The 14,383-nt window shown below is 64.2% G+C and carries 14 protein-coding genes and 1 pseudogene; 11 read left to right on the forward strand and 4 right to left on the reverse strand.

What is annotated here, in order from left to right; genetic code table 11:
• The first annotated feature begins 1,344 nt into the window (after positions 1-1,344).
• Positions 1,345-1,515, forward strand: coding sequence for a LuxR C-terminal-related transcriptional regulator (locus X730_RS1000000168635; RefSeq protein WP_245261356.1), 171 nt, complete (start codon positions 1,345-1,347; stop codon positions 1,513-1,515).
• Positions 1,516-1,737: 222 nt separating this feature from the next.
• Here X730_RS1000000168635 and secA read toward each other — a convergent pair whose 3' ends face one another.
• The gene (gene secA / locus X730_RS152340) at positions 1,738-4,470 is read right to left on the reverse strand and encodes a preprotein translocase subunit SecA (RefSeq protein WP_023714961.1); all 2,733 of its coding nucleotides are present in this window, start codon (positions 4,468-4,470) and stop codon (positions 1,738-1,740) included.
• A 244-nt stretch (positions 4,471-4,714) separates the two neighbouring features.
• Here secA and X730_RS152335 point away from each other — a divergent pair, with 244 nt between their 5' ends.
• Positions 4,715-5,635: a peptidylprolyl isomerase gene (locus tag X730_RS152335; protein WP_023686683.1), complete on the forward strand. Its 921-nt coding sequence runs from the start codon at positions 4,715-4,717 to the stop codon at positions 5,633-5,635.
• Positions 5,636-5,679: 44 nt separating this feature from the next.
• On the opposite strand, the gene X730_RS152330 is transcribed toward X730_RS152335, so the two are convergent.
• Complete coding sequence (locus X730_RS152330) at positions 5,680-6,267, reverse strand: TetR/AcrR family transcriptional regulator (protein ID WP_023714960.1); 588 nt, start codon at positions 6,265-6,267, stop codon at positions 5,680-5,682.
• A 139-nt stretch (positions 6,268-6,406) separates the two neighbouring features.
• Positions 6,407-7,636, reverse strand: a complete 1,230-nt coding sequence (locus X730_RS152325) for a caspase domain-containing protein (protein WP_023714959.1) — start codon at positions 7,634-7,636, stop codon at positions 6,407-6,409.
• Positions 7,637-7,805: 169 nt separating this feature from the next.
• Between X730_RS152325 and argJ the strand changes: the two genes are divergently transcribed.
• The 5 genes from argJ to X730_RS152300 all read left to right on the forward strand — a co-directional run bounded on the left by argJ (position 7,806) and on the right by X730_RS152300 (position 10,955).
• Complete coding sequence (gene argJ, locus X730_RS152320; RefSeq protein WP_023704293.1) at positions 7,806-9,047, forward strand: bifunctional glutamate N-acetyltransferase/amino-acid acetyltransferase ArgJ; 1,242 nt, start codon at positions 7,806-7,808, stop codon at positions 9,045-9,047.
• A gap of 29 nt (positions 9,048-9,076) precedes the next feature.
• The gene (locus X730_RS152315; RefSeq protein ID WP_023713717.1) at positions 9,077-9,826 is read left to right on the forward strand and encodes a GNAT family N-acetyltransferase; all 750 of its coding nucleotides are present in this window, start codon (positions 9,077-9,079) and stop codon (positions 9,824-9,826) included.
• Positions 9,823-10,239 carry an 8-oxo-dGTP diphosphatase MutT gene (mutT, locus tag X730_RS152310; RefSeq protein ID WP_023685791.1) on the forward strand — a complete coding sequence of 139 codons (417 nt, stop codon included), beginning with the start codon at positions 9,823-9,825 and terminating at the stop codon, positions 10,237-10,239. Before X730_RS152315 ends, mutT begins: the two co-directional genes overlap by 4 nt.
• 97 nt (positions 10,240-10,336) lie before the next feature.
• The gene (locus tag X730_RS152305; protein WP_023826289.1) at positions 10,337-10,645 is read left to right on the forward strand and encodes a hypothetical protein; all 309 of its coding nucleotides are present in this window, start codon (positions 10,337-10,339) and stop codon (positions 10,643-10,645) included.
• A gap of 127 nt (positions 10,646-10,772) precedes the next feature.
• Positions 10,773-10,955, forward strand: coding sequence for a Flp family type IVb pilin (locus X730_RS152300; RefSeq protein WP_023672984.1), 183 nt, complete (start codon positions 10,773-10,775; stop codon positions 10,953-10,955).
• Between the two features lie 12 nt (positions 10,956-10,967).
• Here the strand turns inward: X730_RS152300 and X730_RS01000000164425 are convergent.
• A pseudogene (locus X730_RS01000000164425) lies at positions 10,968-11,842 on the reverse strand (methyltransferase domain-containing protein).
• 99 nt (positions 11,843-11,941) lie between these two features.
• Here X730_RS01000000164425 and X730_RS152295 point away from each other — a divergent pair.
• The 4 genes from X730_RS152295 (at position 11,942) to X730_RS152280 (ending at position 14,379) form a co-directional block, all read left to right on the forward strand.
• On the forward strand, positions 11,942-12,700 hold the full coding sequence (locus X730_RS152295) for a ComF family protein (RefSeq protein WP_245261357.1): 759 nt from the start codon (positions 11,942-11,944) through the stop codon (positions 12,698-12,700).
• A gap of 22 nt (positions 12,701-12,722) precedes the next feature.
• Complete coding sequence (grxC, locus tag X730_RS152290; RefSeq protein ID WP_023804564.1) at positions 12,723-13,004, forward strand: glutaredoxin 3; 282 nt, start codon at positions 12,723-12,725, stop codon at positions 13,002-13,004.
• A gap of 86 nt (positions 13,005-13,090) precedes the next feature.
• Positions 13,091-13,957 (forward strand): carbon-nitrogen hydrolase family protein, encoded by an 867-nt coding sequence (locus X730_RS152285; protein WP_023804565.1) that lies wholly within the window; start codon positions 13,091-13,093, stop codon positions 13,955-13,957.
• The gene (locus X730_RS152280) at positions 13,954-14,379 is read left to right on the forward strand and encodes a DUF1178 family protein (protein WP_023685783.1); all 426 of its coding nucleotides are present in this window, start codon (positions 13,954-13,956) and stop codon (positions 14,377-14,379) included. The genes X730_RS152285 and X730_RS152280 overlap by 4 nt, the downstream gene beginning before the upstream one ends.
• The last annotated feature ends 4 nt before the right edge of the window (positions 14,380-14,383 follow it).

Raw genomic sequence — 14,383 nt, forward strand, 5'->3', positions numbered from 1 at the left:
CGCGATGCCGCCGGCTATTACGAAATCGCCTTGCAGCAGGCCGACAGCCTGCCGGCCACGGAACATGCGGTACTCTACGAAAGCCATGCGTTCGAGTGTCATCTCATCGGCAAGATCGACGACGCGCTTGCGGCGCAGGGCGAGGCGCGCCGACTGCATCAGGCAGACGGCAACAGGCTGAAGGAGGGCGACAGCCTGAGATGGCTCTCCCGGCTGAGCGAAATGGGCGATGACCGCGAGGCGGCGGCCGCCTTCGGCGCCGAGGCTGTGGCGATGCTGGAAGCGGCTCCCGCCGGTCCCGAACTCGCCATGGCCTATTCGAACCTCTCACATCTGGCGATGCTGTCGGAGAGGGTGGAAGACACGCTGTTCTATGGCGAGAAGGCAGCGGCGCTGGCTGCGCGCATGAACCGTCCCGACATCGCCTCGCATGCCCTCAACAATGTCGGCTGCGTCGAGCAGTGGCTCAATCCGGATGCGGGACGCCTGCGCCTCGACCAAAGCCTTGAAATTGCGCTCCAGGGCAATTTCCAGGAGCATGCCGCGCGCGCCTTCACCAACCGCGCCTGTTTCGAGATCACCCAGATGAGCTACGACGCGGCACGTCCGGTGCTCGAGAGCGGCATCCACTATTGCACCGAGAACGACCTCGGCACCTGGCGCGACTATCTCAGGGGCATGCTGGCCGATGTGCAGCTGCGTCAGGGCCAATGGGATGAGGCCGCCGCGACGGCAAGCGATGTCATCGACAATGAGCGGACAACCACCGTGGGCCGGTTTCCGGCGCTGCTGGCACTGGCGAAACTGCGCCTGAGGCGCGGCGATCCCTCGGCCGAGCCGCTGTTCGCCGAAATGGCGCGTCTGGTCGGAAGCGGCGGCGACCTGCAGATGCTGAGCTCTTACGCGGCGCTGATGGCGGAGCAGGCATGGCTGGGCCTGGCCGACAGGCAAGAGGCGCTGGCGCTGATCACCCGCGCCGAAACGCCGGTGCGCTCGCGTGCCCATGTCGGTGAGCTGGCTCTGTGGCGAACATTGCTCTCTCCCGATATGCCGGCCGGCGACACCGCCGAGATGGCGACACCATACCGGCTGCTCCTGACCGGCGACTGGCGTTCGGCTTCGGCACTCTGGTCCGAATTGAATGCGCCATACGAGCGCGGACTGGCGCTCATCCTCGGCGACGACGAGGGGCAGCGGCTGGCATTGGATATTTTCGACGGCCTGGGGGCAAGGCCGGCAGCCCAGCGCCTGCGCGATATCATGCGCAAGAACGGCGTTGGCGGCATCGCCCGCGGCCCGCGCCGCTCGACGCGCGCCAACCTCGCCGGCCTCACCTTGCGCCAGATGCAGGTGCTGCAGCTGATCGAACGCGGCCTCTCCAACAAGCGGATCGCCGAGCAATTGACGATTTCGCCAAAGACGGTCGATCACCATGTCTCGGCGGTGCTGGGCAAGCTGGATGCGGTGTCGCGCGGCGAGGCGACAGCGACCGCGCGCGATTCGGGGTTGTTGTGAGGTTTTGACGAGGGTTGGACCGAGAGGTCGCGATCCTTCGCACCCCCCTCTGTCCTGCCGGACATCTCCCCCTGAAGGGGGGAGATTGGCTGTCACTGTGGCTTTCGCCAATTGTCGAAATTGAAAGAAGTTACGGCGCCGAAGCTGCTGATCTCCCCCCTTGAGGGGGAGATGGCCGGCAGGCCAGAGGGGGGTGCTGTCCCGCCGACCTAGCCTTCGAAATCAGGCAAACGCGCCGTGGCAGTGCTTGTATTTCTTGCCGGAGCCGCAGGGGCAGGCTTCGTTGCGGCCGATCTTGCCCCAGGTCGCCTGGTTGTTCGGATCGCGGTCTTCGGGAGCGACGATGGCGTTGCTCTCCTGGCGGACCAGAAGTGCGGTCTCGCCACCCTCGAAATCGTCCTCGCCCGTGGTGCCGTCAATGTGGCTGCCGAACATTTCAGGCGCTTCGGGCGGCGGCGCTTCGGCGGCCTGGCGGACCAGTTCGACGCGCATCAATTGCGCGGTGACGGCCTGGCGCAGATTGCCGAGCAGCGCCTGAAACAGCTCGAACGCCTCGCTCTTGTATTCCTGCAGCGGGTCGCGCTGGGCGTAGCCGCGGAAGCCGACGACCGAACGCAGATGGTCGAGGTTGACGATGTGCTCGCGCCACAGATGATCGAGCGTCTGCAACACCACCGAGCGTTCGACATAGCTCATCACGTCTGGGCCGAAGCGCTCGGCGCGCTCCTTGGCGGCGTCGTCGGCGGCCTTGGTCAGGCGCTCGCGGATGTCGTCCTCGGCAATGCCTTCTTCCTTGACCCAGTCCTCGACCGGCAGGTCGAGATTGAGGAATTCGGCGACCTCGGCCTTGAGGCCGGCGACGTTCCACTGCTCGGCATAGGCGTTTTCGGGGATGTTCTTGGTGACGATCTCCTCGATGACGCCTTCGCGCATCTCGGCGATCGTCTCGGACAGGCCTTCGCCGTCCATCAATTCGATGCGCTGCTCGAACACCACCTTGCGCTGGTCGTTCGAGACGTCGTCGTATTTCAACAGGTTCTTGCGGATGTCGAAGTTGCGCGCTTCGACCTTCTTCTGCGCCTTTTCCAGCGCCTTGTTGATCCACGGATGGATGATGGCCTCGTCTTCCTTGAGGCCAAGCTTCTGCAGCATGCCGTCCATGCGCTCGGAGCCGAAGATGCGCATCAGATCGTCCTGCAGCGACAGGAAGAATTTCGAACGGCCGGGGTCGCCCTGGCGGCCGGAGCGGCCGCGGAGCTGGTTGTCGATGCGGCGCGATTCATGGCGCTCGGTGGCGAGCACGTAGAGGCCGCCGGCGGCTAGCGCCTTTTCCTTCAGGCGCTCGACATCGGCAATGATTTCCTTTTCGCGCGCCTCTCGCTCGGGACCAGCAGGCATGTCGCCCAGTTCGTCCTCGATGCGCATCTCGGCGTTGCCGCCGAGCTTGATGTCGGTGCCGCGTCCCGCCATGTTGGTGGCGATGGTGATGGCGCCGGGTTTGCCGGCCTGGGCGACGATGGCGGCCTCGCGCTCGTGGTGGCGGGCGTTCAACACCTCGAAATCCTTGAACCCTTCCTTGCGCAGGCGCTCGGCCAGCTGCTCGGATTTTTCAATGGAGGTGGTGCCGACCAGCGTCGGCTGGCCCTTGGCGCGCGCTTCCTTGATCTCCTTGACGATCGCCTTGTACTTCTCCTCGACCGTCCGGTAGACCTCGTCGTCCTCGTCCTTGCGGATGACCGGCAGATTGGTCGGGATCTCGGTGACTTCGAGGCCGTAAATGTTGCCGAACTCCTCGGCCTCGGTCAGCGCCGTGCCGGTCATGCCGGACAGTTTCTTGTAGAGACGGAAATAGTTCTGGAAGGTGACGGATGCCAGCGTCTGGTTTTCCGGCTGGATCGCCACATGCTCCTTGGCTTCGAGCGCCTGGTGCAGGCCTTCCGAATAGCGGCGGCCCGGCATCATGCGGCCGGTGAATTCGTCGATGATGACGATCTCGTCGTTGCGGACGATGTAGTCCTTGTCCTTCTGGAACAGCCGGTGCGCCTTCAGCGCGTTGTTGACGTGGTGGACGATGGCGACGTTCTCGACGTCATAGAGCGACTCGCCCTTGAGCAGGCCGGCCGCGCGCAGCAGGTTTTCCAGCTTCTCGGTGCCTTCCTCGGTGAAGATCGAGGTCTTCTGCTTCTCGTCGATCTCGTAGTCGGCTGGGCCGAGCTGCAGCATGAAGGCATCGATGGTGTTGTACATTTCCGAACGGTCCTCGAGCGGACCGGAAATGATCAGCGGCGTGCGCGCCTCGTCGACCAGGATGGAATCGACTTCGTCGACGATCGCGTAATTGTGGCCGCGCTGCACCATCTGCGCGCGCTCATACTTCATGTTGTCGCGCAAATAGTCGAAGCCGAGCTCGTTGTTGGTGGCATAGGTAACATCGGACGCGTAGGCGACGCGGCGTTCCTCGTCGGACAGGCCATGGACGATGACGCCGACCGAGAGGCCGAGGAATTTGTAGACGCGGCCCATCCATTCGGAGTCGCGGGTGGCAAGGTAGTCGTTTACGGTGACGACATGGACGCCCTTGCCGGCAAGCGCGTTGAGATAAACGGGCAGGGTGGCGACCAGGGTCTTGCCCTCGCCGGTACGCATTTCGGCGATGCCGCCATTGTGCAGCACCATGCCGCCGATCAGCTGCACGTCGAACGGGCGCATGCCGAGCACGCGGCGGGATGCCTCGCGGACGGTGGCGAAGGCCGGCACCAGCAGGTCATCGAGCGTGGCGCCGTTGGCGATATCCTGGCGGAATTTTTCCGTGCGGGCCTGAAGCTCGGCGTCGGACAGCGCCCGCATCTCGTTTTCCATGGCGTTGATCGCCTCGACACGCGGCCGGGTCGATTTTACGCGACGATCGTTGGAGGAACCGAAAACCTTACGGGCGAGACCGCCGAGACTGACCATCCGATGGTCCTTTCGATAGAATTCTCAATTTTGAGATGAGCGCCGGCCGGCCCCATCAATTCCGCGTGAAACGCGGACAAACACAAAAAGCGCCCGGAAAACGGTTCTGGACGCAAAGTCGTTGGACAGATAAGAGGGGGCTCAACTGATGTCAACGCCGCGTTAGCCCTATGGGCAGCGCCAAATTCCGCCACAATCCGGCTGATCTGCAAGCCCTACCAATCCCCCCTTGGAGTTAATCTTGATGTCCTTACTGTTTCGCCGTGCGTCGCTCGCCAGCCTTGGCTTGGCTTTCGGCCTGTCGGCCCTGTCGCTGTCTCCGCTGATGGCCCAGGAAGCCGCTCCCGCCCCGGCCGATGCCGCAGCAGCGCCGGCGGCAGCCCCCGTCGATCCGAACGCCGTTATCGCTACCGTCAATGGCCAGAAGCTGACCGAGGCGGACCTTGGGCTTGCCGAGGGCGAGCTGTCGCAGCAGTTCTCGCAGTTGCCACCCGAGCAGCGCCGCGCCGCCGCCCTTTCGGCGGCCATCGAAATCCGCGTCATGGCCGCCCAGGCGGTCGCTACTGGGCTCGACAAGGATCCCGAATTCCAGCGCCGCATGGCGTTCCTGCAGCAGCGCGCGCTGCATGGCGAGATGGTCGAGAAGGGCGTCGTCGACAAGGTTACCGATGCCGAGGTGCGCGCCCGCTACGATCAGGAAATCGCCAGCACGCCGCCGGTCAATGAGATTCATGCCCGTCACATCCTCGTGAAGACGAAGGAAGAGGCCGAGGCGATCATCAAGCAGCTCGATGGCGGTGCCGACTTCCAGAAGCTCGCCAACGAGCATACCAGCGATCCCTCGGGCAAAACCAATGGCGGCGATCTCGGCTGGTTCGGCCCGGGGCAGATGGTGCCGGAATTCGACAAGGCGGCAGTTGCGCTCGAAATCGGCAAATACACCAAGGAGCCGGTGCAAACGCAATTCGGCTGGCATGTCATCAAGCTCGAGGACAAGCGCACCAAACAGCCGCCGGCCTTCGACGACGTCAAGGACCAGGCCAAGCAGGCGGTGATCCGCGACAAGTATTTCGCACTGGTCAAGCAGCTGCGCGGCGCCGCAAAGGTTGAAATCCCCGACGCCAATCTGAAGAAGGCCGTCGACACGATGGAAGCCGGCAAGTAAGGCCGGCACCGAAAACATGCAAAGGGCGCCGTTCGGCGCCCTTTTCAATTGCGGGAGATGCCTGACATCACATAGCGGACAGTGGCAAGGATTGTCGCCTCATCTTCGTCCAGCCGGTTGGTCAAAAGGTGTTTCCAGGCATAGGAAGCGATGAGGTCGGCGACCAGCGCTGCGTCGATATCGGCCGCAACCTCGCCGCGCGCTTTGGCGCGCTCGATGATCCGAGCGGTGTGGGACACGCGCCCATCGGCATAGCCAGTCAGGGCCGCGGCCGCCGCTTCGTCCGACTGGGCCTCGGCGATCAGCGAGCGGAATACGCTGCCCGAGGATGTGTCGCGCCAATGCGCGAAGAGGTTCCTCAGGAAACCGACGAGGTCGTCTTCGAGACTGCCGGTATCGGGGACGTCGACACGCTTTTGCCGCTTGTAGACCTCTAACAGCAGGGCCGCCTTGCTCGGCCACCAGCGATAGATCGTGGGTTTGCCGGCGCGCGCCCGCCGCGCCACGGCCTCTATGGAGAAGCCGGCATAGCCGGCCTCGACCAGCACCGCCTCCGCGGCCTCGAGAATGGCCTCGGCGCTGTCTGGGTTGCGCCGCGCCCCGATCGATCTGCGCGCCGGATCCTCGCCCATGTCTGTCCTCGCCAACAATCTCGCCGGCAATCCTGGCCAACAATCTCGCCGGCAGTATAGGTGAGCTGGCAGGCAAACGAAACGGCCCGTTTCCAGCGCTTGTAGAAGCAGGCCTCACGTTCGCCCTGCGCGGGGATTTTCAGTTCATCGCTTGCGAGGTTTCCGAGGCGATCCGCCACTGGCCGTCGCTCTTCACCAGCCCAAGCGTGACGCGTGCCTTGCCGGTCATGCGCGCCGCCGATTTGTCTTTCGACATATAGTCGTAGCTCATCGCGAACACGGCTTCGGCGCGGTTCTCGCCCTGCCGCGTCACATTGAGGCTGCCGGGCTCGAGACTGAACGACCAGGATGCAAATTGCGCGAACCAGTCCGTCTTGAGCTTGACGACGGCGTCGCTGTCATAGCGCGTGCCGAAGATGGTGGCGGAAGGCGCATAGAGCCGCTTGACGGTCTCGCCGATCGCCGCGGCATCGGGCGCAAGATAGTCGTCGCGCAGGAATTTCTCGATTGCGGTCTTGTCGTCGCCTACAGACCGTTCGAGTGCCGCAACCTTTGTTTCGGGCGCCGGGGGGACGGCGGGCTTCGGCTGTGCAACCGTTTCGCCGCCGGGCACAAACTCAAACCGTTCGAGCAGCGAACCCTGTTCCCATGGGCGCTGTCCCTCGCGGGTTTCGGAGACCACGTCGCGGCGCACCGCGATCATCATGTCGTTGATGCTCTGGCCGGGCTCGGCCATGTGTCGCAGCAGGGCGGCGGCGAACGGCGAATTGCGCCCGGTGCCGTCCATGGCGACAGCGCCTGGCGCCGTCGAGAAGGCGATGAAGGAGCCGCGCGTCGAATCGAACTGCGCCAGACCGGCAAGCGCCGTTGCCGAGCGCGTGGTGGCGGTGCGGCTCAGGCTGCGGGCAAAGGGATTGTTGCGGCAGGCGTCAAGGAAAACCAGGCTGACCTTGGTCTGCTGCTCCATGATGTCGAGGACTTCGTCGATCGGCACGGCTTCGAGCTGCAGCTTGACCGGCATGTCGAGCCGGGCGTCGACCGGCACGATGTAGTTGCGCCCTTCCACCTGCAAGCCGTGGCCGGCGTAATAGAAAAGCCCGACGCCCGCACCTTCCAGCGCATCGGAAAATTCGCCGATCTTGCGCTCGAGTTCGCGCTTGCCGAGATCGTTGCCCTCGATGACGTCGAAGCCGATCGAGCGCAGCTTGCCGGCAATATCGAGCGCATCGTTGACCGGATTGGTGAGCGTGCCGGCTTCGGCATAGGTGCCATTGCCGATGACCAGCGCCACGCGCCGTTCCGGCTGCGCATCGGCGCTCAGGAGCAAAAGCCCCATAAACGCCACCGCCAAGATCACCAGCCTGCCCATGGCCGATATCATAACGCCAGAGGCCCCGCCGACGCCAACGGATTTGAAATGCAAGCTTAATCCCTGGTGGCTTGCCCACAGCGGCGGCCAAGAAAACGCCCTTGCGCCGGGCCGTGCTATCGGGCAAACCGGCCTTCGCCTAGCGTTTTTCCGTCGCCCGAGGTCCCCAATGTACGCAACGATTTCGCCGCTCGCGCCGAAGAAATATCCCAAAATGCCTGCCATTGAGGGCGTGCGCATCGCCACCGCAGAGGCCGGGATCAAGTACAAGAACCGTACCGACCTCTTGGCCATAGTCTTCGATGCCGGCACAGCGGTTGCCGGCGTGTTCACGAAGTCGAAATGCCCCTCGGCGCCGGTCGACTTCTGCCGCGAGAACCTTGGCGCCGGCAAGGCGCGGGTGCTTGTGGTCAATTCCGGCAACGCCAACGCCTTCACCGGCAAGAAGGGCCGCGCCTCCACCCAACTGACCGGCGAGGCCGCGGCCAAGGCCGCAGGCTGCACGCCAGGCGAAGTGTTCCTCGCTTCTACCGGGGTAATCGGCGAGCCGCTCGACACCACCAAATTCAGCCATTTGCTGGCCGGACTGGTCAAGGACGGCAAGCCGGATCTGTGGACCGAGGCGGCAAAGGCCATCATGACCACCGACACCTATCCGAAAGTGGCGACAGCGACGGTCAAGCTCGGCGACACCGACGTCATCATCAATGGCATCTCCAAGGGCGCCGGCATGATCGCGCCCGATATGGCGACTATGCTGTCCTTCATCGCCACCGATGCGCCGATCGCCGCCCCCGTGCTGCAGGACTTGTTGTCGCGCGGCACGGCCAAGACCTTCAACGCCGTCACCGTCGACAGCGACACCTCGACCAGCGACACGCTGCTGTTGTTCGCCACCGGAGCCGCTGCCAAGCGCGGCGCGCCCGCCATCAGCGATCCCAAGGATGCCCGTCTCGGCGCCTTCCGCCGGGCGCTGGGCAAGGTGCTCAAATCGCTGGCGCTGCAAGTGGTGCGCGACGGCGAGGGCGCCCGCAAGCAGGTCGAAGTCACCGTTACCGGCGCCAAATCGGCGCGCTCGGCCAAGCGCATCGCGCTGTCCATCGCCAATTCGCCGCTGGTCAAGACGGCGGTTGCCGGCGAGGACGCCAATTGGGGCCGCGTCGTCATGGCCGTCGGCAAGGCCGGCGAGCCGGCCGATCGCGACCGGCTGTCGATCTGGTTCGGCGACAACCGTCTGGCGCATGAGGGCGAACGCGACCCGGGCTACTCCGAGGAAGCGACCTCGGCCTATATGAAGCGCGACGACATTCGCATCCGCGCCGATATCGGTATCGGCCGCGGCAAGGCGACGGTGTGGACCTGCGACCTCACCAAGGAATATGTCGCCATCAATGGCGATTACCGGAGCTGATGGAGTTGGCTTCCAGGCATCCGGCAAGCATGCTCGCCATCGTGCGCCGCTACGAGGCTGCGGGGTTTCGCGCCTGGCCGGCGGCGGCCGTGCATTATGACGGCACCTGGGTGGTGCGGCTGACAGCCGGCCATCCGGCCAAGCGGCTGAACTCGGTCAACCCGCTCGATCCCGGCGACACCCAGCACATTGCCGAGCGCATCGGCCGCGCCAGCCGGCGCTTCGACGCCTATGGCAGGCCGCTGACCTTCCGCATCTCGCCGCTGTCGGGGCCGGACCTGGCCAAGCATCTCGACAATGAGGGCTGGAGCACATTCGACGAATCCCTGGTGATGCGGCTGCCGCTGGCGGACGCGCAACTGGCGCCGGCCATGGACCAGATTCCGCTGAAGGATATCAGCCGCTTTCTCGGCGCGTCGCTCAAGGTCAGCGGCTCGGATGCATCGCTGCGGCCCGGTCTTTCGGAAATCATCGGCGCTATCCAACCCGAAGTCGGGCTGTTTGCGCTGGAGGAAGGGGCCGACCCTCTGGCGGTGCTGATCTGCGTCCATGACGGCGATCTTGCCGGTCTGTTCGAGATCGCCACCGCCAAGTCGGCGCGCAATCAGGGCCATGGCCGCAACCTGATCCTGTCGGCGCTGAAGTGGGCGAGGCTGCGTGGCGCTCGCGAAGCCTGGCTGCAGGTCGAGGCCGGCAATGCGCCGGCGCTGGCGCTCTATCGCTCGCTGGGCTTCGACGAAGTCTATCGCTACCACTATCGCCGGCCGCCGGGCGCATGAGCGAGATCACCGGCAAACGCCTGCTGCTGGTCGCCGCGTGCGCGCTGGTCGATACCGATGGGCGGGTGCTTTTGGCGCAGCGGCCCGAGGGCAAACAGCTTGCCGGCCTGTGGGAATTTCCCGGCGGCAAGGTAGAGCCAGGCGAGACGCCGGAACAATGCCTGATCCGCGAACTGCAGGAAGAAATCGGCATCGAGACTGACATTCCTTGCCTGGCGCCGCTCACCTTCGCCAGCCATTCCTATGATGATTTCCATCTCCTGATGCCCCTGTTCGTCTGCCGCCGCTTCCGCGGCATCGCGCAGCCCAGGGAAGGGCAGGCGTTGAAATGGGTGCGGCCAAAGCAGATGCGCGACTATCCCATGCCGCCGGCCGACGCGCCGCTAATCCAGTTCCTCATCGACCTGTTGTGATACAAAGCCATTTCGCGGTCTGATCTAGCCAGCGTTAATGGAAGATTTATCTCGTCGTGAAAAATTGCGGCAAAGCGGGTTCGCGGGGAGCGATTGCATGAGCCTCGACAGGGAATGGGACTCGATCCGGCCAGATCGCAGCTTTCGCGCCGCCGGCGTCGGCTTATTGCGCGTCACGCTGTTGTTCGGCTCGGCCGCAGTGGCGCTGGCGCTGATCGCGGTCCCCGTGCTGGACAACCACACGCGATCGTCCAGCCGCGATGCTCTTGCAGGCGGTCTCGACCCGATGAGCACGGGTTCGATCGGCTCGCGGGCCACCTATACGCTGCGCAGAAGCGTGCTGCAGCCCTCACCGAACTCAGTCTGCATCATCCGCGCCGACGGCCAACGCAGCGGCGACTGCTGACCAACAAGGTCGACACCAGCTTGAGAACTTCCTCAACGCAGGCCCATTTCACAGCCTGTTAAGCTTGTGCCGTTAACCTTTCTTAACAGGTCGGCGATATGGTCGGGGATGAGAGGGATCGACGATCATGAAGCCATTGCTGCGCCGATTTTTGCAGGACGAAACAGGCGCCACGGCCATTGAATATGGCCTGATCGTTGCGGTGCTGTCGCTTGCCATCGTCGGGGGTGTCGGCAAGGCCAGCAATGCGATCCAGTTTCTGTTCAGCGACAACAACAGCAGGCTCGCAAACGCCTTCGCCGAGCACTGATCCGGAGCGCCGTCACCGCCCGCCGGGGTTTTCCAGTATCGTCTTCAGCGAGACCTTCGCCGAACCCGGTTTCAAGGGCTTTTGCTGCGAGGCATCGGGCGCCCAGCCCGACATCCAGACGATGGAAAAGCTTGCCCTGATGCGGCCATCAGCGTCCGAAAAGCGTTCGGCATAGATTTCGGCGGCACGGGTAAAAAGCTTTCGCGCTCCCGGTCGCCGGCTGCGATCGGTCAGCGCGCTGGTTTCGCCCATCGCCCTGAGATCTGCAATGAGGTCGAAGAGGGTATCGTAGCGGACGGTCACCGTTTCGACGTCGGCCACCGGCAGCGCCAGTCCGGCGCGCTGCAGCAGTGCGCCGGCGTCGCGAACATCGGTGAAGGGGATGACACGCGGGCTGGCGCCGCCATAGAGNGTTCGGTCTCGGCGGCGAGCAGGCTTTCGCGCAATTCGGAAAGCGTGCCGGCGCCGGCAAAGGCGCCGAGGAAAAGCCCGTCGGGCCGCAGAGCGCGGCGGATCTGCACCAGCATGCCGGGAATGTCGTTCATCGCCTGCAACGACAGAAGTGAAACGACGAGGTCGAGGCTTTCCGGCTGGAACGGCACTGTTTCCAGCGGTGCTATCAGCCCTGGCCGGCCGTCCAGAAACGCTGGATCTGCCTCGACGCGCACGATCTCCGCTGCCTTGCCGCTTGCAGCGACCACGTCCGTTGCGTCCGGCGTCTGGCAAAACAGCACCGCGGCCTTGCCGAATTTCCGCTCGACCGCGCCGAGCCGGTCGGCAAGGTCTTCCGCCGCCCGCCGCATCAGAAAATCCGCGCCGGCTACGGGGTGGGCCAGCGCCCTGCGCTTGCGCACCAGCCAAAGTTCAGTATCGATGATCGGCTGCAACGGTAGACATCCCTGTTTGTCCGTCTAGTGATATCCTGGCGCGGACGACAAAACCACGTGGCCGATCCGGTGATGGAGATCAAGAGCCTCGCTCAAACCATGTTGAAGCTGGCCATGTTGGACTGGCCGGCGCGGATGCTGTTCCCGCCGGTCTGTGCCGGCTGTCGCAGGCACGTCTCGCAACCCGGCGTTTTGTGCGGTGCCTGCTGGCCGAAACTCAGGCTGCTGGAGCGGCCATGGTGCGCGGTGATGGGCACGCCATTCACGCACGATATGGGCGAGGGATTCCTGTCGGCCGAGGCGATCGCCGATCCGCCGCCGTTCGAGCGGGCGCGGGCGGCCGTGGCCTATTCAGGTGTCGCCCGCCAGATGGTGCAAGGTCTGAAATACCAGGATCGCACCGATCTGGCGCCGTGGATGGCGCGCTGGATGCTGCGCGCCGGCGCTGAGCTAATTGCAGACGCCGATGTCGTCGTACCGGTGCCGCTGCACTGGCGGCGCTTCTTTCGCCGGCAGTTCAACCAGTCGGCGGAGTTGGCAAGGGCGGTTGCGCAGCTTAGCGGGCTGCCTTTCTCGCCCTCGGCGGTCCGGCGCGTCAAGCTCACGCGCCAGCAGGTCGGGCTGGAGCGGCAGGAGCGCGAGGCCAATGTCCGCGCCGCCTTCCGTGTGCCTGCGGAAGCCGAAATCGAGATCACTGGGCGCCGCGTGCTTCTGGTCGACGATGTCTACACCACCGGCGCCACCGTACGCGCGGTCGCCAGGGCGCTGAAGAAGGGCGGCGCCGGAGCGGTCGATGTGCTGACCTTTGCGCGTGTCCTGCCGGGGGACTTTCGGGCCGACGAGTCCGCGACTATATAAGGTCGAGGAAAGGCACGGACCGATGCTCGATGTGACGATTTACACCCGTATGATGTGCGGCTATTGCGCGGCGGCCAAGCGGCTGCTCGAACGCAAGGGCGTCGCTTACACCGAGCATGACGCTTCGTTTTCGCCGGAATTGCGCCAGGAAATGATTTCGCGGGCGCATGGCCGCTCGACCTTTCCGCAGATTTTCATCGGCGACACGCATGTCGGCGGCTCCGACGACCTCCACGAATTGGAGGCGCGGGGCCAGCTGGACAGGCTGCTTGCCAACGGCTCGACGACAAAGAGCGGTTCGTAGGGCCGCTCTATGTCTTTGTTTTTATGCAATTTCAGACGGAAAACCGGTACACACTTTTCCTGGAATTGCTCAAAGAGGACGTGACGATGGGTGTTTTCAAGGCGGCGGCGATCCAGATGCGTTCGGGCGAGAGCCCCGAGCGCAACGCGGTCGATCTCGAACGGCTGGTTCGCGAGGCGGCAGGCCTCGGTGCAACCTACATCCAGACCCCGGAAATGACCGGAGCGCTGATTCGCGACAAGGAAGCCAGGGCTGCTTCCTTCACCTCGGAAGACAAGGACATCGTCGTGGCGACCGCGCGCAAGCTCGCCAGCGAACTCGGCGTCTTCTTGCATATTGGCTCTACCGCCATCCTGCGCGCCGACGGCAAGCTCGCCAACCGGGCGCTGCTGTTTGGGCCGGATGGCGCGACGCTCGCCACCTATGACAAGATCCACATGTTCGACGTCGATCTCGACAATGGCGAAAGCTGGCGCGAATCCGCCGCCTATGAGCCGGGCACCGAAGCGGTCGTCACCGAGATCGACGGCGCCAGGCTGGGCTTTGCCGTCTGCTACGATCTACGCTTTCCGCAGCTGTTCCGCGCCGAGGCGATGGCCGGCGCCGACCTCTTGTCGGTGCCTGCCGCCTTCACCCGCCAGACCGGCGAAGCGCACTGGCATGTGCTGCTGCGAGCCCGCGCCATCGAGAACGGCGCCTATGTGGTTGCTGCAGCACAAGGTGGCCTGCATGAGGACGGCCGCGAGACCTATGGCCATTCGCTGATCGTCGACCCGTGGGGTCGCATCATCGCCGAGGCCGTCCATGCCGAGCCGGGCGTGATTATCGGCGAGATCGATACCGCACAGTCGTCGGCCGCGCGCAAAAAAATCCCCAACCTTAGGAATGCGCGCGATTTTGCCGTCAATGCCGGCACGGCTGAAGTGCCGCGGCTCAGGGGCGCGGCTTCGTGATCCGCTTTGCCCTGATCTGCGAGCACGAGCACGAATTCGAGGGCTGGTTTCGCAGCAATGACGATTTCGACACGCAGAGGAAGCGCGGCTTCGTCGATTGCCCGAGCTGCGGCTCGCACAAGGTGCAAAAGGCGCTGATGGCGCCAGCCGTCTCCACCGCGCGGAAGCAGGAAACAATTGCGCTGGCCATGGGCGAAACCCAGAAGCAGGCTTTGGCGCAACTGAAGGCGATGGCCGAGAAGGTGCGCGAGAATGCCGACTATGTCGGCGACAAGTTTGCCGAAGAAGCGCGCAAGATCCATTTCGGCGAGAGCGATGCGCGCGGCATCTATGGCGAGGCGACGTTGGACGAAGCCAAGAGCTTGGCCGAGGATGGCATCGATTTCATGCCGATCCCGAGTTTTCCCGAGGAGCGCAATTGAGCGA

This window comes from Mesorhizobium sp. L103C131B0 (assembly GCF_000502275.1).
Lineage (GTDB): Bacteria > Pseudomonadota > Alphaproteobacteria > Rhizobiales > Rhizobiaceae > Mesorhizobium.

Bases quoted from the DNA above. Each gene is read 5' to 3' on its own strand.
- X730_RS152300 (WP_023672984.1), top strand. From the start codon at position 10,773: ATGAAGCCATTGCTGCGCCGATTTTTGCAGGACGAAACAGGCGCCACG.
- X730_RS152325 (WP_023714959.1), bottom strand. From the start codon at position 7,636: ATGGGCAGGCTGGTGATCTTGGCGGTGGCGTTTATGGGGCTTTTGCTC.
- mutT (WP_023685791.1), top strand. From the start codon at position 9,823: ATGAGCGAGATCACCGGCAAACGCCTGCTGCTGGTCGCCGCGTGCGCG.
- X730_RS152330 (WP_023714960.1), bottom strand. From the start codon at position 6,267: ATGGGCGAGGATCCGGCGCGCAGATCGATCGGGGCGCGGCGCAACCCA.
- grxC (WP_023804564.1), top strand. From the start codon at position 12,723: ATGCTCGATGTGACGATTTACACCCGTATGATGTGCGGCTATTGCGCG.
- X730_RS152285 (WP_023804565.1), top strand. From the start codon at position 13,091: ATGGGTGTTTTCAAGGCGGCGGCGATCCAGATGCGTTCGGGCGAGAGC.
- X730_RS152295 (WP_245261357.1), top strand. From the start codon at position 11,942: ATGTTGAAGCTGGCCATGTTGGACTGGCCGGCGCGGATGCTGTTCCCG.
- X730_RS152335 (WP_023686683.1), top strand. From the start codon at position 4,715: ATGTCCTTACTGTTTCGCCGTGCGTCGCTCGCCAGCCTTGGCTTGGCT.
- secA (WP_023714961.1), bottom strand. From the start codon at position 4,470: ATGGTCAGTCTCGGCGGTCTCGCCCGTAAGGTTTTCGGTTCCTCCAAC.
- X730_RS152315 (WP_023713717.1), top strand. From the start codon at position 9,077: ATGCTCGCCATCGTGCGCCGCTACGAGGCTGCGGGGTTTCGCGCCTGG.
- X730_RS152305 (WP_023826289.1), top strand. From the start codon at position 10,337: ATGAGCCTCGACAGGGAATGGGACTCGATCCGGCCAGATCGCAGCTTT.
- X730_RS1000000168635 (WP_245261356.1), top strand. From the start codon at position 1,345: ATGCAGGTGCTGCAGCTGATCGAACGCGGCCTCTCCAACAAGCGGATC.
- argJ (WP_023704293.1), top strand. From the start codon at position 7,806: ATGTACGCAACGATTTCGCCGCTCGCGCCGAAGAAATATCCCAAAATG.